Raw genomic sequence first — 22,459 nt, 5'->3', positions numbered from 1 at the left:
CTCGCGTCTGCTGACCAGGCGCGGAGACGCTTCGATAGTGTGATGAGGGGCGCGCTGCGATCAGCGCGGAAAGGCCCGGTCAAACGGCGCCGGATGCATGCAACGTGTGAATCTGTTCATCGGCATAGCCGAGCTCGCGCAGCACGGCGTCGGTATGTTGTCCGAGCGCCGGCACGGGATCCATGCGCGGCTCGTCGCTCGGCGCGATGCCGGGCGGCAGCAGCGCGGGGATCTCGCCGGCAGGCGTGTCGACCCGCGTCCAGCGGTGCCGGGCGGCGAGCTGTTCATGTGTCCACACGCCATGCATGTCGTTCATCCGCGCGTTCGCGATACCGGCCTGCTCGAGCCGGTCGATCACGTCGGCGGCCGTGAGCGTCGAGAACGCGCGGACGATGACGGATGCGAGGTCGTCACGATTCGCGACGCGGCGGCTGTTCGACCCGAAGCGCTCGTCGGCCGCGAGCTCGGGCATGCGGAGCACGGTCTCGCAGAAGCTTTTCCATTCGCGCTCGTTCTGCAGGCCCAGCATCACGGTGTGGTCGTCACCGGCCTTGAACGGACCATACGGAAAGATCGTCGCGTGCGACGCGCCGGCTTGCCGCGGCGGCGACTGGCCGTCGATCGCGTAGTAGAGCGGATAGCTCATCCACTCGACCATGCTTTCGAGCATCGACACGTCGATGTGCCGGCCGCGTCCGGTGCGGCCGCGCTCGATCAGCGCGGCAAGGATGGTCGAATACGCATACATGCCCGCCGCGATATCGGCGATCGAGCACCCGGCCTTGGCCGGCTCGCCGTCGGAGCCGGTAATGCTCAGGAATCCGGATTCACTCTGGATCAGCAGGTCGTACGCTTTCTTGTCGCGAAACGGCCCGTCGAGCCCATAGCCGGAGATGTCGCAGACGATCAGCCGCGGATAGCGCTCGCGCAGCGTGTCGTAGTCGAGCCCCAGGCGCTGCGTCGCGCCAGGTGCGAGGTTCTGCACGAACACGTCGGCATCCGCGAGCAGCCTGTGCACGACGTCGAGCGCCGCGGGCTGCTTGACGTCGAGGGTAATGCTTTCCTTCGAGCGGTTGGTCCACACGAAGTGCGACGCGAGTCCCGACACGCGTTCGTCGTAGCCCCGCGCGAAATCGCCGACGCCCGGCCGCTCGATCTTGATCACGCGCGCGCCGAGATCCGCGAGCTGACGCGTGCAGAACGGCGCGGCGATCGCATGCTCGAACGTGACGACCTTGATGCCTTCCAGTGGACGCATGCTCGTCACTCCCGTCAGAACGACCGCGGCAGGCCGAGGATGTGCTCCGCGACATACGACAGGATCAGGTTCGTCGAGATCGGCGCGACCTGGTACAGGCGCGTCTCGCGGAACTTGCGCTCGACGTCGTATTCGCACGCGAAGCCGAAGCCGCCATGGAATTGCAGGCACGCGTTCGCGGCTTCCCACGACGCGTCGGCCGCGAGCAGCTTCGCCATGTTCGCCTGCGCGCCGCATGGTTCGTGCGCGTCGAACCGGCGCGCGGCCTCGAAGCGCATCAGGCTCGCGGCCTCGACATTGATGAACGAGCGGGCGATCGGAAACTGCACGCCCTGGTTCTGGCCGATCGGGCGACCGAACACGACGCGATCCTTCACGTACTGCGACACCTTGTCGACGAACCAGTAGCCGTCGCCGATGCATTCGGCGGCGATCAGCGTGCGCTCGGCGTTCAGCCCGTCGAGGATGTACCTGAAGCCCTGGCCTTCGTCGCCGATCAGGTTCTCGGCGGGGATGTCGAGGTTGTCGAAGAACAGCTCGTTCGTCTCGTGGTTGACCATGTTGGGAATCGGCCGCACGGTCATCCCGTTGCCGATCGCGTGATGCAGATCGACGATGAAGATCGACATCCCCTCCGATTTCTTCTGCACGTCGGACAGCGGCGTCGTGCGCGCGAGCAGGATCATCAGGTCGGAGTGCTGCACGCGCGAGATCCACACCTTCTGGCCGTTGATCACGTAGCGGTCGCCCTTGCGCACGGCGGTCGTCTTGATCCTGGTCGTGTCGGTGCCGGTGGTCGGCTCGGTCACGCCCATCGACTGCAGGCGCAGCTCGCCGCTCGCGATCTTCGGCAGATAGCGCTGCTTCTGCTCGGCCGAACCGTGGCGCAGCAGCGTGCCCATGTTGTACATCTGGCCGTGGCACGCGCCGGAGTTGCCGCCCGCGCGGTTGATTTCCTCCATGATCACCGACGCCTCGGTCAGGCCGAGGCCGGAGCCGCCGTATTCCTGCGGAATCAGCGCGGCGAGCCAGCCGGCTTTCGTCAGCGCGTCGACGAACGCTTCGGGATAGCCGCGCGCTTCGTCGATCCCGCGGAAATAGTCGGCGGGAAACTCGCCGCACAGGTCGCGAACGGCTTCGCGAATGTCTTGGTACGCGTCGGTAGGGTTCATGGGTCGTAGCAGGGAAAGCGTCGGTATGGATCAGGCGAGGGTCGCGCTCGCGGACATGGTCAGCCAGCCGTCGTGGTCGCTCGCCCAGAGCTCGACGGTCTTGCCGTCGTCGGCGAGGCGGCCGCACACGCTGAAGGGGTGGCCAAGAAAGGTCGGCCGCACCGCGCGATACGCGTATTCGCTGATCGTCGCGCCGGGCAGCGAGCGCGTGACGAGGTCGAGCAGCAGCGTCGAGATCAGCGGCCCGTGCACGACGAGATCCGGATAGCCTTCGACGTCGCGCACGTAGGTGCGGTCGTAATGAATGCGATGGCCGTTGAAGGTCAGCGCGGAATAGCGGAACAGCATCACTTCGTCCGGCGTGATGTCGCGCCGCCATTGCGCAGGGTCAGGCGCGGCCTTCGGTGGAGGCGTGGCGGCGCCGGGCGCGGCCGCGCCGCGATAGACGATGTCGTGTTCCTCGCGGATCGCGACTTCGCCCGCGGTTTCGATCACATGCTCGACGGTGACGAAGCCGAGCGTGCCGCTGCGGCCTTCCTTGCGCTCGATCGACAGCACACGCGACGTGCGCGTCGCGATCGCGCCGATCGGCAGCGGGCGTTCGAACGTCAGCCGGCCGCCGGCCCACATGCGGCGCGGCAGCCCGAGGTCCGGCAGGAAGCCGCCCTTGCGCGGATGGCCGTCGGGGTCGAGCTCGGCCTGCGGCGCGATCGACCAGAAATACAGCCAGTGCCAGGCGGGCGGCAACGGATCGCCGGCGGCGGGAACGATCGGGTGGTCGAGCGTGGCCGCGAATGCGACCGCGCGTTCGACGCTGATCAGGTCGGTCGCGACCTGCTGGACATCGTCACTGGCATTCGACCGGGGAGCATTCACTGTCACCTCCATCGCCGGGCGGCCGGCGGTTCTGACTGGGCATGAAGTGACTGTAGGTGAAGCGCGGGCGCGGCGGAAATACCGTTTGAATGTACCGGTCATAGGGGTATCCTATGACTTTCGCGTCGATCGAACCGCCATGGACATCCGTCAGCTCCGCTACTTCGTCAGCATCGTGGAATACGGGAGCCTCGGGAAAGCGGCCGAAAAACTCTTCGTCGCGCAGCCGTCGCTGAGCCAGCAGATCGCGAAGCTCGAAGGCGACCTCGGCGTCGCGCTGCTGGTGCGCAGCCCGCAGGGTGTGAAGCCGACGGCGGCCGGGCAGGCGCTGTACCGCCATGCGCGGCTCGTGCTGCGGCAGATGGAGCAACTGCGCCAGGAAGTGCGGGAGGGCGCGGGCAGCGAGTCGGGCACGGTCGCGGTGGGGTTTCCTACCACGATGACGTCGATCCTCGCGGTGCCGCTGTTCGAACGGATCCGGGCGCGTTATCCGGGCATCCGGCTGCAGTACATCGAGACCATGAGCGGCTTCATCAGCGAGCTGCTGGCGAACGGGCGGCTCGACCTCGCGATCCTGTTTCGCGAATCGAACACCACCGGCATTACCGCGATGCCGCTGTTCGACGAGGTGCTGTATCTGCTCGGCGAACCGGGCGGCGCGGTGCCGTCGCGCACGCGAACCTGTTCCCTCGCGTCGCTCGCCGGCGTGCCGTTCGTCGCACCGGGCGTGCAGAACGGGCTGCGCCTGTTGCTCGAGCGCACGTTCGCGCGCGAAGAGGTGCCGCTGAACATCGTCGCGGATATCGATTCGCTGCCGACGATGATATCGCTCGCGCAGGCGGGCCTCGCGTGCACGATCCTGCCCGCGTCCGCGCTGGCGTCGCGCGAGCCGTCCAGCCGGCCGAAGATGCGCCGGATCGTCGAGCCGGAGATTCGCCGGCCCGCGAGCCTGTGCTGGTCGAACACGTCCCCCGTCAATTCCGCCGCGCTCGCCGTGCGGCAAACGATCGTCGAGCTGATCGGCGAACTGGCCGCAAGTGGCGTATGGACGGGCATCACGCTGCGCGAGAGCGATGCCACGCCGTCGTGACGGGTGGGATGAGCCGGCATGCGTGGGCTTGGTCGGCGAGCCAGTGCGCGGACGGCCAGGACCCGCATTCACCGGATGCCGCGATCGGTGTTCCGTTCGTCGTGCCGATTGCGGACGGATGGGTGAAAACGCGTGACATGACACATTCGCGATCGCGTCCGCGCGTGTCCGGGTCGATCGGCTCACACCCGCACTGGCGCGCCGGCATGTCGTGCGCAAGCGTCGGCGCGTGGAAGGTTGTACGAACCTCGATATTGACACTACACTGATTATCGGCCGGCGTCGTGACACGCGGCTATCCATTGAACACGCATTCCAGTACTAATTAAACGCGTGCCAACAATCGCCATCGAGGATGGTTGCCTTGTTCCTCAACATCCAGCGGGGGGGAAGTGGCGATGAAATTCGGGGCTGCGCATCATCCGTCAACGGTTTGCTAGCCGGACGGCGCGCGCATGAGCACGACCGGAGGCATTTGCGCGACGTCACTCGGGCTGCACGGCTCGAGCATGGCGATGATCGACCTGCGTCGCTATCTGGCGAAGGTCGCGCAAACCGATACGACGGTGCTCGTGACCGGTGAAACCGGCACCGGCAAAGAGCGCGTCGCGACCGCCGTCCATCACCTCAGCACCCGAACCGACAAGCCGTTCATCGCGGTGAACTGCGCCGCCGTGCCCGACAGCCTGTTCGAATCCGAGATGTTCGGCCACGAGCGCGGCGCGTTCACCAGCGCCCAGCACGCGTTTCCCGGCCGCTTCGTCGAGGCCGACGGCGGCACGCTGTTCCTCGACGAAGTCAGCGAGATGCCGCCCGCTGTCCAGGCGAAGCTGCTGCGCCTGCTCGAAGACCGCACGGTGATGCCGGTCGGCTCGCTGCGCCGGCGCCCGGTCGATGTCCGGATCGTGGCCGCCAGCAACGAAAGACTGGAGGACCTGGTCGCGGCGCGCCGTTTCCGCGCCGACCTGTTCTATCGCCTGAACGTCGCGCGCATCGAGATTCCACCGCTGCGGGAACGGCCGGAGGACATCGCGTCGATCGTCGATCACTTCGTCGCCGAACACAACCAGCGGCGGGCGATGCGGGTGGGGCGGCCCGATCCGGCATTGCTCGAGTACATGCGGCACTACCCGTGGCCCGGCAACGTACGTGAGCTGCGCAACCTGGTCGAGGCGTTGTTCATCGATGCGCCGGAAGGGCGCCCGTTCGGGCTGGGCGACCTTCCGCCGGCGTTTCGCCGCCTGTTCCTGCAGGATTTTTCCGCCGGCGAACAGGAGCGCGAACGGCTGGTCTCGGTCCTGCGCCAGACCAACTGGAACAAGATGGAAGCGGCGCGCCAGATGAACTGGTCGCGCATGACGCTGTACCGCAAGCTGGCCAAGTACAACCTGGACGCCGGCAACACTGCATCGGTGTGACAGCCCGGCTGTCACATGGTACAGCCCGGCAGCGTTCGCGAATTCCGCTCCAGTCGGAAAATTCCACGGCTAATCATGCGCTTGCGTCGGCGCGCGCGCGTTGGCCCGCTCTTTGCGAAGCAGAACGGACAGACCGACCGTCGCCATGCAAGGAGGCCGTCGTGCAGGTCATCGAGCCACTCCAGGACGCCCCGCCGGACCCGGCCCAGCCAGCGGGCCCGGCCCGGCCGCTGCTCGCCAGTTATGCGAACTATTTCGAGGTCGGGCATAACGCGTTCGAGTTCCTGATCGATGCCGGACAGGTCGAGCCGCAGTCCGGCAACGTCCAGTTGATGAGCCGCGTCGCGCTTAGCCCGGTTCACGCCAAGCTGCTCGCGCAGTTGCTGGCGCGCGCGATCGCCCAGTTCGAGGCGACGCACCACGAAATCCCCGACATCGGCGACCCGGAACCGGATCTCGCGATTCTTCCCCCGCAGGAATTCGAACGGCGCGCGATCGATGCGCGCAGCAAGCCGATGCTCGGCGGCCGTCGCGACGAGCCCGATCAAAACCAGAGCTGAGGACACGACATGGCAGCGCAACTCCATCCCAACCGCATGGTCCTGACCGACCGTTTCCCGATGCTGGGCTTCACGATTCGCGTCGGCCACGCGCCGTGCGTCGCGGAACTGGTGATCGCCACCGATCCCGCGCTGTTCATGCGCAAGGAAGGGCGCACGTCGTCGACGTTCTATACCAGTCGCGAGGACGGTCTGCTGGCGATTCCGCGCGGCGAAGCGGTGTTCATGGTGCCGCCGGCGGTGCTGGCGCGCTTCGCGGGCGCGAGCCGCCTCTGGTTCGGTCTCGCCACCGCGGCGTCGCCCGATGCCGATGCATGGACGGTCGACGTGCTGCCGAATGCCGACAGTCCCTACGTGTCGCTGTCGGGGCTCAGCGATCGGGGATTGCGCAGGGTCCGCGTGTTCCCGACGCGCGGCCCCGCCGCCGTCAGGAGTCCGCTGCTGAACTGGGCGGGCGACGGCACCCGGCCGGGCGCTACCGCCGTGCCGGCGCCTGCCGTACCGGGCGCCGTGTCCGTCCCGCCGCAGCCGGCCGTCGAGCCCGCCGCGCCGCGCCACGACGTCCATTACGACGACGGGTTCGGTCCGCTTCCGCCGCTCAATGCCGCCACGCCTGTCGTGGCGACGCCCGTCGCTCCGGCGCCGGCCGCGCGCCCGGCGCCCGCTGTCGCACCGGCGCCCGCCGTTGCGCCGGCGCCCGTCTCGCAGGGAATGAGCGGCGATGCCGAGTTCCGCATTGCCGGCGAGCGCCGCGGCTTTACCTGGCCGCGACCACGGAAGCTGTCGAGCGTCGAGCGGGCCGCGCTGCGCGCGATGCTGAGCGCGAATCCGGCCACCGCGTCGCTGCTGTTGCTGCTGCCGGTCGCGACGCGCAACGGCCTGTCGGTCTCGATCGGCGCGGGCGCGGGGGCAGGGCTGGAAACCGGGGGCGCCGGCGCGGTCGGCCTCATCTTCGACGCCAATGGCGACGACATCGGCGTGTTCGTGTCGGGCGAGCTCGACTTCGGCTACATCGTGTCGGCGAGCCTCACGGGCCAGATCAGCTTGCTGCGCGGCCATATCGACGATTTCTCTGGCACCGGTACGACGGTGGGCGTCATGGTCGGCGAAAGCCCGGCCGGCGGCATCTCGGCGTTGTTCAACGCCCGCGACGAATTCGTCGGCGTCACGCTGGCGGCCGGCGTGAGCGTCGGCAGCCCGGTGAGCATCTTCGTCGGCGTCTCGCGCGCCGCGTCGGGCACGATCGCCACCGCGTCGGCGCTCGCATGGTCGCGCGGCCTGAGCGACGACCCCGAGGCGTACGGCATCGATACGCCGCCGTACAGCGACGACGATGCGGCCGCCGAGCCGCCCGCGACGGCCAGCGCGCTGGCGCTGGGCGCGCGTGAGAACAGTCTCGTCACGCGCACCGCGGCCAGCCCGAATTTCGACGAGGGGCGCGGCAGCAAGACGATCGACCGGATCATCATCCACATCGCCGATGTACCCACGGTCCAGCAGGTGGTGAATACCTTCACCAATGCGTCGTCCAAGGTGAGTTCGCATTACCTGGTCGGGCAGGATGGCGAAGTCGTCCAGTTCGTCTCGGAGGCCGACACGGCGTGGCACTGCAAGGGCTCGAACCAGCGGAGCATCGGCATCGAACACATTGCGGTGAAGCGCGGCGGCGCCGATTACCCGCGTCGCAACGGCACCGTCCAGCATTTCGACGCGCTGGCGCCGACCCAGCTCGAGTACGAAACCTCGGCGGCGCTGGTCGCGTCGCTGTGCGACAAGTATCAGCTGCCGATCAATCGCACGACGATCATGGGCCATCGCGAGGCGGATACCTCGACCGGCCATACCGCGTGCCCCGACGGCAACTGGGACTGGGACTACTACATGCGGCTCGTCACCAGCCGCACCTGCCAGCCGCAGGCGGCCGGCCAGGCGCTCGGGTTCGCCGCGCGCGGCCTCGGCGACGACATTCCGCTCGATCCCGGCGTCGGCGGCCTGTCGATCGGCACCGACGCGCTGGAGATCGGCGACATCATCCTCAGCACCACCGGCAATCCCGGATCTGGCGTCATTCGCGCCGGCTCAGGCGCCGAGGTCAGCCACGCGATGCTCTATGTCGGTCAGGGCGGGCAGGTGATCGAGGCGATTCCGGGCGGCGTCCAGCTGCGCCCGCTCGGGGATGCGCTGGCCGACGCGCGCCTCGCGGTCGCGTTTCGGGTGCCGGGCCTGACCGATACGCAGCAGCGGCAGGTGGCCGATGCCGCCGCGCGCTACCTCGATCGCGGCTTCAACTATGTCGGGCTGGTGCGCTGCGGCGGCTACCTGATCGATCGCCGCGCGTGCGACCTGCTGTCGGGCGACGCGGCGCAGCGCTGTCGCCGTTTCGTCGGCCGCATCGAGCTTGGCGACGGCACCGACACCGACAGCTTCTTCTGTTCGCAACTGGTCGCCCAGTCGTTTCAGGACGCAGGCAAGCCGATCGTCAGCGTGCCGCCGCACTGGGTGCCGCCGGGCGATCTCGCCAGCCTGTCGACCGGCACGATGGCCCCCGGAACGCTCGCGTATGTCGGCCATCTGAAGGCGCCGATCCCGAGCCGCGGTTTCTTCGGCATGAGCCAGGCGCTGGCGGTGGCCCCGGGCGCCGCGCGCGCGTTGGGCGCCGACGACTGGACGGTGAACTGGGACGAGGTGCAGATGGTCCCGCAGCCCACGGACATGGGCTGCTGGGCGACGGCCGCGTCGATGGTGCTCGGCTGGCGCGACAACCAGAGCGTCGATCCGGCGCTGCTCGCGCGCTGCATCAGTCTCGAGCGCCAGATGCGGGACGGCCTGGCGCCGGCCGAGGTGGCGGGGTTCGCCGCCGCGTCGAGCCTCACGGTGGAACCCAATGCATGCTTCGCGCCCGAAGGCTTTCGGCGGCTGCTGGAAGCGAACGGCCCGATCTGGGTCGCCGAAGTCGTGCGCGCGCCGGTCAACTTCTTCCATGCGGTGGTGGTGACGGGCATGTATCGCAGCGGCGACGCGTATTTCGTGCGGATCACCGACCCGCTGGACCGGGTGGTCGGCACGCCCGGCCATCCCGGCGCGCGTACGCTGCCGCCGACCCACGCGACCGGCAGCCGCTACATCATGACCTACGAGGATTTCGTGTCGGAGTACGAGGCGGCGGCCGGCATCGGCGTGATCCAGCTGATGCATTCGGGCGGCACGTTCGGTCACCTGATCAATCGCGGCAGCGCGGCGGGCGCGGGCTACGCGCTCGGCGTCGCGCCGCCGGCCGCGGGCGGCGAATTCGGCTTCGGCGTGAGCCTGACCCGGCGCACCGAGCGCCGCGACGGGCGCAGCTACGACCTTGCGCAGCTGGCCGGGCTGGTCCAGCCCGCCAATGCGCTGGCGGGCGGCGCCGGGCAGCCGCGCATGGCCGGTCCGCACATCACGCTCGACGACTGGCCGTACATCGACGGGCCGAGCGGACGCACGTCGGCGCCGGTATCGATCGACTGGGCGTGGCAGGGCGGTGCGATCGGCGACGTGACGATCGCCGCGGGCGACGGACAGATGCTCGACGGCTGGAGCGCATTCGTCCGCGCGGATATCGGCCGCGGTGCCGGCACGCCCGAACGGGCGAGCGTCACGCTGCGCATCACCACCACGTTCCGGCATGCCGGCGAGGAGGATCAGGTCGGCGTGACCGAGGTGACGCTGAACGGCGACGGTCGCTTCCAGACCGTGCATGGCGCCGACGGCGCGCCGCCGCTGCCGGCAAGCGGCACGCAGCCGGCGGCACGCGAACCGCAACCTGCCTGATTGCCGAGGGACACGCGCGATGGCTCGCCACATTCCCCCTCCGCCCCCACGCGGCGCGATCACGCCCGCGGTGGCACTGGCTCGCGACGCGTTCGGCCGCGAGATCGTCGACGGCTCCGGGTCGGGCGACCCGGCCAGGCAGGACGGCGCGTTGCCGCAAGCGGCGCCGGCCGGCGGCCCGGGCGCGTCGGCGCCCCCCAAGGAGAAGGCGACGGACGCCATCGGCCGGCGTGCGGCGGCGCTGGCCGACGCGATCGACTTTCCGACCTTCGTCGCGAGTCTCGTGCATGGCACGTACGACGCGATCGTCGACAGCTCGATCAAGCAGGTGGAGAGTTTCGCCGACCTGGTCGGCGCGGTGGCCAAGCCGCTGGACCAGTTCACGCAGGAGAACGTGACCGACGGGCAGGCGCGTGCGTGGCTGGTCGAGCAGTATCCGCACGACGTGACGCTGGTGCAGGACGGCGGTGAATACCGCCTTGCGCCGGCGGTCCGGGCAAGCGACGACGACGCGGCGCCCGCGCCCGCGTGGCTCGCCGATTTCGGCGCCGCCGACGCCGCGTTCGACGCCCAGACGCTCGAATCGGTGGTGCTGCCCCGCGCCCGCGAGCGCGTCGCGCAGCATCGGTTGTCGACGCTGTCGACGATGGTGCTGCTGGGCATGCAGCGGGTCGTGGTCAAGGACGGCACGATCGCCGCCAGCCTCAATTTCCAGGCCAAGGCGCGTGACCGGGCCGCCGTGCAGTATGCGACGTCGAACGACCCGTCGTCGGGACAGACGACCTGGGGCGGACGGGGGACGTCGGGCGACGTGGTCACCACGGTCTCCACCGTTGCGGTCAATGCGCAAACCGACACCGATCTCAAGGCGACGCTGACCGGGAAGGTGAGCATCAATTTCGCGTCGGAGACGCTGCCGCTCGACCGTTTCGTCGACGAGGCGTCGCGCAATCTGCTGGAGCGGCACAGCCGGCCGGCGGCGCGGATCGCGCCACCGGCGGCGGCCGCCCAGCCCGCGGCGCCGGCGGCCCCGGCTCCCGCTGCGACGCCAGCGCCCGCCGCCGTGCCGGCGACGCCGGCCGCGCCTGCTGCTCCCGCCGCGCCCGCCGCGCCCGCCGCTTCGGCGACGCCCGCATCCGCCCGGGGAGAACCGGCATGATTGCGCCGCGGCCGCTGGGCGAGACGCTGGGCGCGTTCGCCGACATTGCCGACCAGCTGACCGACGGTGCGGCGCAGGGGCTGCGGGTGCACTCGGTGATCATGGAGCTGCCGCTCGACCTGCGCATCGCGCGCGGCGCCGACGGCATCGAACTGGTCGGCGATCTGCCGCAGTTCCTGACACGCACGGCCTTCGATCCGGAGCCGGCACGGCTCGCGATCGTCCTCGAAGCCGTGCCGATCGACGGGGCGGGGCAATGAACAGCAACGCCAGCCTGCGCCTCGAGGATTTCATCCAGGCCGTGCAGAGCCAGCTCGACAACGCGCAGGCGGCGATGGCGATCAAGGCGCGCAACCTCAACCTGCCGCTGACCTTCGCGATCAAGGACGTCAACCTCGATCTGCGCGCCCATGTCGAATTCGTCGAGAGCGAGGTCTGGATTCGCCCGGCCGGCCCGGGCGACACCGACAGCAGCACCTTCCATCTCGTCTTCACGACCATCACGCGACCGGCGATCGAGGAGAACGCGATCGCGCTGTCCGAGGACGGCAAGGACCAGCCGCTCGACGCGCTGGGCGACGAACTCTCGGCCGAGGACCGCAAGCGGCTGGAATGGGCCGGCGTCCGCACGGTCAGGCAATTTCAGCAGGCCGAGCAGCGCGACATGGTGCATGCGATCGGCCGCGTCACCAATCTGTCCGTGGACCGGCTGCGCCGGGCGCTCGATCGGGCGTCCGCGCCGAGCGTCGAGCGGGTCGAGCCCGTGGCGCCCGCCACCGATGCGCAGCCCGATGCGTCGCCGCTGCTGCGCGTGATCGGGCGCAATCTGGTCAACGGCACGCATGCGCCGCTGGTGCGGATCGGCAATCGCCCGGTCGCCGTGTTGCAATCGGCGGACGACGAGTTGCTGCTCGCGCCCGGTCGCGACCAGTGGGCCGGCGAACTTGCCGTGTCGCCGACGAGCCGGCATGCGGCCGCCATGGCGTTCGACCTGAGCGCATTCGCGCCGCCGGCGGCACCCGCGGCCAGGCCGATGACCCTGGCCGCGATTCCCGGTCAGGAGGAGGCGCGGCCATGACGATCTGCGCACTCGGCACGCCCTGGGCCTCGCCCGGCGAGCGGCAGTTCAGCCTGCCGACCAGCCTGCTCGTCAAGCTGGCGCTCGGCGAAGCGCCCGAGGACGTGCCGTCGATTCGCGACGTGACGCGCGGCGCGCTGGCCGCCGCGCAACGCATCGACGGCGGTCCGGTCGACCGTATCGTGGTTGCGTTCGCCGGCCGCTTCCTGGCGGTGCGCCCGTTCAGCGCGGCGGCCGGGCGCTGGGTGCCCGGGCACGCGCACTGCGGATACGACGCGATCGAGCAAGCGACGGGCATGGCCCGCACGCTGCTGCTGCGCGTGCCGGCCGGCACGGCAATCGGCGAGCTGTGCGACGCGCTCGCCCAGCTGTCGACCGTGGAAAGCGTGACGCCCAACTACGTGGCGATGGTCCCGATGGACGCGCCGGGCCGGCTGGCGCCCGTGCCGCCGGCCGCGCGGTTCGCGCAGGATGCGCGCGCGCTGGTGCGCATGGCCGACGCGCATGCGATCGAGCGGGGCGACAGCGGCGTCACGGTCGGTCTCATCGACAGCGGCGTCGCCCGCCGGCATCCCGAATTCGCCCATGCATTCCGCACGGGCGCCGACACGGTGCGGCTGGATCCCGGCGACTTGTCGCCCGGCGTGCAATTGCTGAGCGGGCACGGCCATCGCGGCGATTTTCCCGAGGACCGCTTCGTCGGTCACGGCATGGGTTGCGCGGGCATCATCGCCGCGGAAGGCGTGGCGATGCCGCGCGGGCTCGGCGGCGACTGCCGCATCCTGCCGATGCGCGCGCTGGCGGCCGCCCGTCTGCCGGGCAACGCGCATGCGGTCGGGCTCGGCGCGATCGCCGATCTCGATCGCGCGCTCAAGCTCGCGGTCGACCTCGGCGCCAAGGTCATCAACATGAGCTTCGGCACCGACGACGCGACGATCGCCGCCAACCGGCCGAAACCGCATGCCGACACGATCGCGTATGCCGCCGCGCGCGGCTGCATCCTCGTTGCCGCGAGCGGCAACAACGGCAGCGTGACCCGCTACTGGCCCGCGGCCTACCCGCAGGTGATCGCGGTCGGCGCCGTGGGCGACGACGGGCGGCCGACCCGGTTCTCGACGCGTGGCCCGCACGTCGCGCTTTGCGCACCGGGCGAGCGGGTGCTGACCAGTGCGATCGAGGCCTATCAGCTGGCGACCGGCACCAGTTTCGCCGCGCCGTTCGTCGCGGGCGCCGCGGCGCTGCTCGTCGCGTACGCGCAGCGCCGCGCCTATCCGCTCGACGGCGCGACGGTGCGCGATCTGCTCGTCGCCACCGCCCGCGCGTTTGCGCCCGGCGCGGCCGACGGCTGCGGCGCCGGCATTCTCGACGCGGCGGCCGCGCTGCGGGCGCTGTCCGGCCGCATCGACGCGTACGAAGCGGCGGGCGACGACGGTTGCATGGGCAAGGAAGGCACGGCCGACGACGGCTGACTTGCGCGCCGGATCCCGTTCACTCCCCGAACCGACCGGATTTCAAGGAGAAGTTAAATGTTTCAAGTCAATCATCAAGTCCGCTTCCTCGACCTCGTCGACCTCGAGACCCGGGCCCGCGACGGGCTGGTCGATATCGTCAACCGGCTCGAGTCGCTCAAGCGGCCACCGGTCGCTGCCGAGCGGGAGCAGCTCGCGCTGTGCAAGGCCATCCTCGCGGCCGTGTACGACACGAAGTCGTCCGAGGGCGTGCCGCAGGTATGCGATCCGCTGTTCGTCGCCACCCGCGAACTGCTCGCCCGCAAGTCGCTGATCAACCCGCCGCTGCTCTCCGAGCTGAACGGCCAACTGGTGTTCGGCGCGGGCGACGCGGGCGGCGCCAATGGCGCGAACGGCGCGGACACCGAGCCCGCGTCGATCACGCTCGTCGCGCTGGTGCTGGGCATCCTCGCGGTGGACGGGGCCACGCCGCCTCCCGTGAAGGTCGTGGACGGCAGGACCGTGCCGGACGACGCCAGCGGGTTGATGAACACGTTTACCCGCCAGTTCTTCGCGGCGGTGGGCGAAGCCAATTCGTACGGGGTGCTCGCGCAGCGGGTGCTGGCGCTGCTGTGCATCGAGGGCGATCCCGACGGCCGCGGCGGCGAGAAGCCGGGCGTGGTCACCACCGAATTCGCGCGCGTGATGCGCGGCCTGCAGGCCCGCAAGATCCAGGCCGACGAGCCGCAATTGCGTCGCCGCATCAACGAGGAGCTGAACACGGTCCAGAACATCGGCGGCGAGAACGCGATCGCGGATCTCGGCATCGACCTGCCGAACCTCGAGGATCTGGAGGACGCGAACATCGTCGCCGACAACGTGCGCGTGATGGGTCCGATGATCGTCGCCGCGATGTTCGACGAGCTCAAGGTGTTCCAGGTCGTCGACCGCATCGTCGAGCAGTTCCAGCACGGCACGCTGCCGATCGGCCCGGGCAACGCCGGCAAGCTGCTCTATCGCTACTGGCGCGAAACGCCGAACCGCATCTCCGAGCAGGAGCGCAAGAACTTCGCGGCCATCACGCTCGGCGTGCCGGGCGGCGACCCGAACACCGCGGGCAACCGCGAGTTCAACGACCTGTGGATCCGCTTCGTGTCGTCGGTTTCGTCGTTCGTGCGCCAGACCGAAGTCGACTCGTTGCTGCGCGCGAGCGTGCCGAACCCGATCAACCACCAGCAAGTGCGCAAGGCCGCCCGGGATCTCGCCGGCAACCTGTCGCTGCACGGCTACGGCATGGCGCATTACGCCGCGCGCGAGATCCAGTCGCAGGTCAAGTTCATGATCGATCTGCTGCAGGATCCGGAGATTCGCGGCTGCTACGGCGCCAAGGACATGTGGCAGGTGATCGACCAGGTCGCGACCTACGATCTGGGCGGCGCGCGCACCAGCTCGCGCTATCGCACGCTGGCGACCTGCGGCACGATCATTACCGCGTGGCTGGCCAACAACGTCGATCGCGTCAACAAGGCGACCGGCCCGCTGCTCAGCATCGACCAGATCGCCAATCCCGACGTCTCGTCGAACCACAAGTCGACCGTCGACCCCACCGACTACGACCTGGTCAACGCGTGCGAGCTGTGGCTGGCCGATACCGCGACCACCGATACGCAGATCGAGCAGTTCTCGCAGCCGCGCGAGGCGCCGCAGATGACGTCGAAGCCGGTGCCGATCCCGGCGATGGCGCGCGAGATGCTGGACGGCGTCGGCGATATCGGCGCGGGCATCGGCCTCGGCGCGGGCATGCCGGTGAAGGCGGGCTACGGCGTCGGCGCGCACAACGGCGCGAGCTACTACTCGAACCGCCCGAACTGAACCGGCGTTGCGTGCACCGCGCCATTCCCGAACCCTGCCGGAGCCGAGCCATGCCCCTGACCTCCTTCCGCGAGCCGGTCGTCGCCCGGGTCGAACGCCGCCTGAAAAGCGCCGCGCGAAGCCTCGGCACCGCCGATCCCTTCGCGCCGTCGCGCGACCTGTTCCTGCGTACGTTCGGCGACGGCGCCGACGATCTGCGGTTCCGCGACAACGCGCTGATGCCGATGGCGGTACCGTTCGAACCCAGCTTCTCGGAAAGCCAGCCGGGCAAGCTGCGCTTCACGATCGAGCCGTTGCCGCCGGAGGCGTCCGCGATCGACCGGCGCGACGAGTCGACGCGCGAAATGCGCAAGCTCATCCGCGACTTCATCGGCCGCGAAGCGCTGCACTGGTTCGACCAGGCGAGCGAGCCGTTCCGCGGCTTCGCGCGGCCGGGCGGCAACCTCGACTATGGCGCGTTCTTCGGCTCCAGCTACGATCGCGACGGGCTCTACGCGTCCAAGGTGTACTACGAACTGCCCGGCGACGCCGGCACGATCGAGAACCTGCCCCGCGACCTGGCCGGCGTCGTCCAGGCCGCGCTGCGGATGGTGCCCGGGCTCAAGCCGCTCTTCACCACGATGGCGGCCCAGCGCGATCTCGGCGGCCAGCGGCTCACGTTCGCGTGCACCCAGGCACTGCGGCTCGCCGATCTGCAGCCGGTCATGGATACGCTCGGCATCGGCCATCGCCTGCCCGGCATCATGCAGCTCGTGGGGCTGGTGCTCGGCGGCCGGTTCGATCTGCCGCCGCACGGTGCGCTGCTCGCGTTCGGGCTCGGACCGGACGGGCCGGATCTCGAACTCTACGTGCTGCTGTCGGCGATCCCCGACGTGCCGCCGGCGTTCCTCAGCCTGCTGACGATGGGGCTCGCCGAGCGTCCGCGCGGGCTGCACGCGCTCGAGCGATGGATGGGCGCGTTCACGCCGGAGGACGCGCACTGGCCGGGCCGCTTCTCGATCGTCAGCCTGCGCACGGACGCGGCCAGCCCGGCGCGCGTGAGTCTTTACCTGCGCCCCATCGAGTTCGAACTGCCGGTGGACGCGCCTGCCCAGGCCCACTGAATCGTTTCGTCACGCGTTTCCCGCGAGGTCGCCATGTTCCCGCAAGCTGCCCGTCACACGCCGATCGCGCCGCCGCCGCGCGCCGCCGCGGCCGCCCCGCGTCACACGCCGCCGGTGCCGGCCGACGCAGTGCGCCACGGCGTCGCGCAGATGCTGACCCGGTCGCAGGCGTTCAACGCGATGCCCGACGCCGATCGCCGCGACATCGCCCGCAACACCGCGTTGATCGCTGACTATCTGGCCCGGCCCGAAGGGTTCGCCGGCCACGAGATTCCGGGCGGGGTGGGCACCGCGCCGGCGCGCGCGCTCGACGACAACACGGATCATTCCGCGCACGAGGCGGATTTCTCGACGCACAACCAGGCCGTCGAGAGCATCGGCAAGTCCAAGTTCAACGCGGCGGCCGCGCACGAGGGCGCCGCGGTCGCGGGCGAATTGCTGAACCAGGTCAAGTTTCCGACCTTTGTCGCCAGCCTGATCAGCGGCGTGTTCCAGTCGATCACGCACAGCTCGATCGAGCAGATGAAGGCGTATCAGGAAATGATCGCGCAGGTCGCGAAATCGCTCGGCCAGTTCGCCGACGAACACGTGACGGAGAACCAGGCGCGCGATCATATGGTCGGCCAGTTTCCCGACCTGTTCGAGATCGGCATGGACGACAGCGGCGATACGCCGAGCCCGCGCGTGCAGGTGCGCGACGGGGTCGATCCGGACGAAGCGTCGAAGACCGTGCGCGCCCGCTTGCAGATGGGCGACGGCGACACCTTCGACCTGTCGGACGAGGCGTCCGAACTGGCCGTCGTCAACCGCTTCAAGATGCAGCTCGCCAAGCAGCGCCAGCAGATGCTGGCTTCGATCGTGCTGATGGGCATCAACCGCATCGTGGTCACCGACGGCAAGATCTCCGCGAAGATCATCTACGACGTGCGCGCGCAGGACACGCTTTCCAAGCAGCGCACCGCCACCGCGGTCGACCTCGCCCGCGACAAGGACGGCAACGTGCAGACGACCTACGCCGGCAAGGGCACCTACGATCGCGGCGGCAAGTACGACTCCAGCAACGACAAGGACAACGGCCGCCAGTACAGCGCCGACTACTACGCGAAGGGCGACTACGAGTACGAGAACAAGCCGATCATCACCGCGTCGACTGCCGCGTCCGAAACCAGCAACTCGGCGATGCAGACCAAGATCCAGCTGTCCGGCGCGGTCGACGTCAACTTCAAGAGCGACTACCTGCCGCTCGACAAGATGGCGACGCCGCAGATGATCGCCACCATCACCGGCAACGCGACGCCGGCCGATCCCAACGTGCTGCCCAGTCCGAAAACGCCGCCGGCCGCCGTACCCGCCGCAGTGCCGGCTTCAGCTTCGGCTTCGGCCCCGGCCGCCGCGCCGGCCAAGGGAAACTGAGCCATGCGCCTGTCCGCTCCCCCCGACGCGCTTCACCCGGTGCGGCCACCCACGAGCGCTGCCGCGTTCGACGCGACGCGGCCCGAAGTGCGCCGCCTGCTGACCGCGATTCCGTCGTTCCTCGACCTGCCCGACGACGAGCGCCGCCGCATCGCCGCAGATACGGTGCGGGTGCTCGCCTATCTGGCCGATCCCAACGGCGTGCATGCCGAGATCGCCGAGCGCGAGGCGAACGGCGAACTGCCGCCCACGGGCCTCGCGCGCCCGCTCGCGTCGCCGCATCCGGTGCCGGCCGCGACGGCGCTGGCCGACGATCCCGTCACCGCGACCAAGCGCCAGCTCGCGCAGGATCCCGGCTTCGCCGGCAAGGACTTCCAGGCAGGCGCGGTCAAGCAGGGCGTCGAGCAGTTCGGCCAGATGGTGCAGAAGGTCGATTTCCCGAAATTCGTCGGCGGCCTCATCAAGAACGTGTTCCAGGCGATCGTCGAAAGCTCGATCGAGCAGATGCGCGCGTATGGCGAGCTGATCGCCAATGTCGCCAAGACCACCGGCCAGTTCATGAGCGACAACATCAGCGAGGGGGCCGGCCGCGACTATCTCGCCGATTCGTTCCCGGACGTGCTGTCGGTGCAGGCGCAGGACGGCGCCGACGCGTTCGACGCGGACAGCGCCGGCGCGGCGGCTGCCGCCGCTCCGTCGCGGCTGGTGGCGCAGGGCGACAACGCGCAGCAGCGGCTTGCCGAGATCAGCCGGAACTACAACCTCGATCCGCCCGTGACCGACCTGTCCGACGACAAGTCCGAGCTGCGCCTCGTCACCGCGGCGCGCCTGCAGATGGCGAAGCAGCGCCAGCAGCTGCTGTCGTCGATGGTGATGCTCGGCATCAATCGCATCGTCGTCACCGACGGGTCGATCAACGCGAAGGTGGTGTTCGACATGCGCGCCAGCGACACCGCGAAACGCACCTACACCGCGTCGATGCACGACCGCGAGAGTCAGAAGTACAAGGAATCGCTGAGCGCCCACTACGGCAGCTGGTACACGCCGTATTCGGCCGACGCCGCGTTCGAGGGGCAGCAGGAGCACGTGGCCACCGTTGGCTCGGCGCTCGACGACACCAGCGAATCGAAGGCGGAGGTGAAAGCGAAGCTGTCGGGCGAAGTCCGCGTCAACTTCAAGAGCGACTACCTGCCGCTCGACAAGATGGCGACGCCCGAGATGATGTCGGTGATCCAGGGCAACTCGACGCCGTACAACCCCAACAAGCCGGCCCCCGCCGCCGGCTTGCCCGCCGGGCAGCACTGAATCATGGCGCGCATGCTCATCGCCCCGCCGGCGGATGCCGGGCTCGCGGCCGCCATCCGGTCGGGGGAGCGGCTGGTCGAGCGCGCAACCGCGCACGGCCTGGCGTTCGCGCTCGACGAACTCGGCGACATCGCGATCCCCGATCCCGTTGCCGCGCGCGTCGACAAGGCGCAGCTGCGGGCGCTCGCGTCGCTCTATCTGGCGGCCGACCTCGAGCCCGCGGGCGTGATCCCCGCGGTCGAGGCGCTCGCCGGCCTGTCCGCGAGCGGCGCCGTCGGCGTCGATCTCGGCGGCGCGGCGCCGCTGGTCGCCAACTGGTGGCGCCACCGCGCCGAGAAGCTGGCGGCCGGCGAGCGCGCGGCGTTCTATTCGCGATTGTTCGGCACCGCGTACGGCCCGGCGGCGGCGGATGCCGAGCGCAACGCCCCGTTCGAGGAATGCATGCTCGTGCTGTGCGAGGCGCTCTACAAGCTCGACGAGACGCCCGGCGCCGACTCGAGCGGGGATCTCGCGCACCAGGCGCGAGTGCGCAACGCCGCGCGCGCGCTCGCGCAGAATCTGGGCGCCGCCTGTACCGGGGTGACCGCGTTCATGGCCGGCGAGATCGTGGGCATGCTCAGGGACGCGTTCGCGATCCTCGGCCATGCGGACCTGCGTCAAGGCTTCGCCGCGCGCGACATCTGGGGCGTGGTCGCCGGCATCGGCAGACTCTCGCGGCAGCCGGCGCGCCAGCCCGCCGCGTATGTCCGGCGCGGCAAAGCCGGGATGACCGTGATCGCGTGGCTGGCGGATGTCGCGGATGCGCTGGGCGGCGCGTCGCCGCTGGTGGCCCTCGACAACCCGGTGATCGCCTCCGCCGCCGACTGGATCGAGGCGACGCTCAGCCTCGGCGAGAAACCCGATGGCCAGGCGCCTTCCGTACCGGACGACGGCCGCGCCGTGCCGTCGGCTGCGCGTCCGGCCGTGCCGGCGAACGCGTGGGCAGCACTCGGGCGCTGACAATGAAGCCGCGTCGCTCAGGCCCTCGCGATGCGGGCGGCACAACCGGGGTGGCGGGGGCGGCGCATGCGCCGTCGCCCTCCCGGCAGCACGTCACGCGTCGCGGGACGCGCGCCGCGCGGCGGAGTCGCTGAGATGGCGGCTACCGCGCACCTTGCGCGTTCGCCGGTGCCGCGGCCCGACGTTCGTCACCGTGTCCGCGAACTGCTGTCCGGGCAGCAGGGCTTCGACGCGCTCGATCCGGCCACGCGCCGCGATCTCGCGTCCGGACTGGTACGGATCGGCTCGCTCGCGCTCGATCACGACGAGCTCGCGGCGCAACCTCGCACGCCGCTGGCTGTCGCGCAGAACGCGGGCTCGGAGTATTCGGGCACCGCCATCGACCGGATGGCCGGCACCACCCGGGCGGTGCTCGACGCGGTGTCGTTTCCGCGCTTCGTGACCGAGCTGATCACGGGTGTCTTCAAGGCGATGAACGATTCGAACCAGCAGCAGTTGACCGCGTTCGTCGACCTGATTCGCAATGTCGCGCAGACCACGGAAGGGTTCGCGGACAGCAATGTCGGCATCGCCGGCGCGCGGCAGTGGCTGGCCGAGCATTTCCCCACTGCGTACCAGGTCAGCGGCGACGACGAGGCCGCGGACGACGCCGACGAACTCGCGGGCCTGCCGCCGGACGAGCGCCGCCAGCGCCAGCAGGAACTGCAGGCAGAGCGCGATGCCGCGACCCGGCTGGTGTTGCGCCCGGGCGCGACGCCGCCGGCCGAAGCGGCGCTGCGCAGTGCGCTGGGATTGGGGCCGGGCGACGGGGTGCCGGCATCCGATCCCGAGCGCCTGGTGCCGCTGGCGCAACAGGTGCTGGCCCGCAACCGCCAGCAGTTGCTCGCGACGATGGTGCAGATGGGATTGCAGCGCATCGTCATCGAGAGCGGGCGGCTCAACGCCGCGATGAATTTCCATATCGATGCGAGCAGCGCCGCCGCCAACGACCGCGGCTCGCAATTCGACACGCGCAACACGGTGGGCGTGAGCGGGGGCGCACGCTTCGGGCCTTGGGGCGCCGAGGCCAATGTGCAGAGCACGATCGGCTACGTGTCGACCGACCGGACCCAGACGACCGAGAGCTCGCACGCCGACGTCAACCTGAGCAGCGGCGTGGAGCTGGTGTTTCGTACGGACTACGTACCGTTGAACCGGCTGGCGGGCGTGGGCGACATCGAACGCATCCGCGTCAATACCATCAATCCGGATGCCGAGGCGGCGCGCCTGTCCGCCGATCGCACCGCGCAGCGCGGCGCCGAACAGGCCGACATGGCCGCTCGGCGGACCTCGCTGGACGGCGGGCTGCGCGCCCCGCCTGTCGCTGGTCCCGCGGCGTCGGGTCCCGCGGCTTCGGGTTCCTCGGCGTCAGGCTCGGCAGCGGGGGGCAGCGCCAGCCAACCGGCAGCGGTGTCGCCGAATCAGGCGTCTACGTCCAGACCAGCATCCGGAGCAGGCGCAGGCGCAGGCGCAGGCGCAGGCGCAGGCGCAGGCGCAGGCGCAGGCGCAGGCGCAGGCGCAGGCGCAGGCGCAGGCGCAGGCGCAGGCGCAGGCGCAGGCGCAGGAGCAGGAGCAGGAGCAGGAGCAGGAGCAGGAGCAGGAGCAGGAGCAGGCGCAGGAGCGGCACCCGCGCCGCAGCCGACTTCCGGGCCAAGCGCCGCTGCGTCCCCGTCGCCCACGCGTCCCGCGACGGCCGCACCTCGATCGCCTGTGGGCGCAACGACAGCGGGACACCGCGCAGCGTCATGAACGCGCCTATCGTCGGCCGGGCCGTTTCGCAGGCCGGGACGTCGCGGCCGCGCGGTCCACGGCGGCATTGCGCCACCTTCAAGAGCTGCTGTCGGCGCAGAGCCTGTACGACACGA

General features: G+C 69.9%; 17 protein-coding genes. 14 read left to right on the top strand and 3 right to left on the bottom strand.

The window, feature by feature from the left end; all coding sequences use genetic code 11:
* Positions 1 to 79 precede the first annotated feature (79 nt).
* From LMA02_RS33805 to LMA02_RS33795, 3 genes are read right to left on the bottom strand one after another with little or no spacing between them, the layout of a single operon-like run.
* Entirely contained in the window at positions 80 to 1,258 is a 1,179-nt protein-coding gene (locus LMA02_RS33805) for a CaiB/BaiF CoA transferase family protein (RefSeq protein WP_228910233.1), read from the bottom strand.
* Between the two features lie 14 nt (positions 1,259 to 1,272).
* Entirely contained in the window at positions 1,273 to 2,430 is a 1,158-nt protein-coding gene (locus tag LMA02_RS33800) for an acyl-CoA dehydrogenase family protein (protein WP_228910232.1), read from the bottom strand.
* A gap of 30 nt (positions 2,431 to 2,460) precedes the next feature.
* Entirely contained in the window at positions 2,461 to 3,306 is an 846-nt protein-coding gene (locus LMA02_RS33795) for an FAS1-like dehydratase domain-containing protein (protein ID WP_228910231.1), read from the bottom strand.
* A gap of 139 nt (positions 3,307 to 3,445) precedes the next feature.
* On the opposite strand from LMA02_RS33795, the gene LMA02_RS33790 reads away from it, so the two are divergent.
* From LMA02_RS33790 to LMA02_RS33725, 14 genes are all read left to right on the top strand, one after another.
* A complete protein-coding gene (locus tag LMA02_RS33790; RefSeq protein ID WP_228910230.1) occupies positions 3,446 to 4,396 on the top strand; it encodes a LysR substrate-binding domain-containing protein in 951 nt (316 codons plus the stop codon).
* A 455-nt stretch (positions 4,397 to 4,851) separates the two neighbouring features.
* Positions 4,852 to 5,814, top strand: coding sequence for a sigma-54 interaction domain-containing protein (locus LMA02_RS33785; protein WP_228910229.1), 963 nt, complete (start codon positions 4,852 to 4,854; stop codon positions 5,812 to 5,814).
* 161 nt (positions 5,815 to 5,975) lie between these two features.
* The gene (locus LMA02_RS33780) at positions 5,976 to 6,374 is read left to right on the top strand and encodes a DUF3467 domain-containing protein (protein ID WP_228910228.1); all 399 of its coding nucleotides are present in this window, start codon (positions 5,976 to 5,978) and stop codon (positions 6,372 to 6,374) included.
* A 9-nt stretch (positions 6,375 to 6,383) separates the two neighbouring features.
* Positions 6,384 to 10,178, top strand: coding sequence for an N-acetylmuramoyl-L-alanine amidase (locus LMA02_RS33775; protein WP_228910227.1), 3,795 nt, complete (start codon positions 6,384 to 6,386; stop codon positions 10,176 to 10,178).
* A complete protein-coding gene (locus tag LMA02_RS33770; RefSeq protein ID WP_228910226.1) occupies positions 10,105 to 11,337 on the top strand; it encodes a hypothetical protein in 1,233 nt (410 codons plus the stop codon). Before LMA02_RS33775 ends, LMA02_RS33770 begins: the two co-directional genes overlap by 74 nt.
* The gene (locus LMA02_RS33765; RefSeq protein WP_228910225.1) at positions 11,334 to 11,597 is read left to right on the top strand and encodes a hypothetical protein; all 264 of its coding nucleotides are present in this window, start codon (positions 11,334 to 11,336) and stop codon (positions 11,595 to 11,597) included. Before LMA02_RS33770 ends, LMA02_RS33765 begins: the two co-directional genes overlap by 4 nt.
* A complete protein-coding gene (locus LMA02_RS33760; protein WP_228910224.1) occupies positions 11,594 to 12,415 on the top strand; it encodes a hypothetical protein in 822 nt (273 codons plus the stop codon). Before LMA02_RS33765 ends, LMA02_RS33760 begins: the two co-directional genes overlap by 4 nt.
* Positions 12,412 to 13,884 (top strand): S8 family peptidase, encoded by a 1,473-nt coding sequence (locus tag LMA02_RS33755; protein ID WP_228910223.1) that lies wholly within the window; start codon positions 12,412 to 12,414, stop codon positions 13,882 to 13,884. Before LMA02_RS33760 ends, LMA02_RS33755 begins: the two co-directional genes overlap by 4 nt.
* Positions 13,885 to 13,941: 57 nt before the next feature.
* Complete coding sequence (locus tag LMA02_RS33750; RefSeq protein WP_228910222.1) at positions 13,942 to 15,735, top strand: hypothetical protein; 1,794 nt, start codon at positions 13,942 to 13,944, stop codon at positions 15,733 to 15,735.
* A gap of 50 nt (positions 15,736 to 15,785) precedes the next feature.
* Positions 15,786 to 16,838, top strand: a complete 1,053-nt coding sequence (locus LMA02_RS33745; protein WP_228910221.1) for a hypothetical protein — start codon at positions 15,786 to 15,788, stop codon at positions 16,836 to 16,838.
* Positions 16,839 to 16,871: 33 nt separating this feature from the next.
* A complete protein-coding gene (locus LMA02_RS33740; protein WP_228910220.1) occupies positions 16,872 to 18,251 on the top strand; it encodes a hypothetical protein in 1,380 nt (459 codons plus the stop codon).
* Between the two features lie 3 nt (positions 18,252 to 18,254).
* Entirely contained in the window at positions 18,255 to 19,556 is a 1,302-nt protein-coding gene (locus LMA02_RS33735; RefSeq protein WP_228910219.1) for a hypothetical protein, read from the top strand.
* A 3-nt stretch (positions 19,557 to 19,559) separates the two neighbouring features.
* Complete coding sequence (locus tag LMA02_RS33730) at positions 19,560 to 20,555, top strand: hypothetical protein (RefSeq protein ID WP_228910218.1); 996 nt, start codon at positions 19,560 to 19,562, stop codon at positions 20,553 to 20,555.
* Between the two features lie 135 nt (positions 20,556 to 20,690).
* Positions 20,691 to 22,343, top strand: a complete 1,653-nt coding sequence (locus LMA02_RS33725; protein WP_228910967.1) for a hypothetical protein — start codon at positions 20,691 to 20,693, stop codon at positions 22,341 to 22,343.
* The last annotated feature ends 116 nt before the right edge of the window (positions 22,344 to 22,459 follow it).

It is taken from the genome of Burkholderia sp. B21-005, assembly GCF_020843965.1.
Lineage (GTDB): Bacteria > Pseudomonadota > Gammaproteobacteria > Burkholderiales > Burkholderiaceae > Burkholderia > Burkholderia ambifaria.
This window is presented reverse-complemented; position numbering and strand designations above follow the sequence as displayed.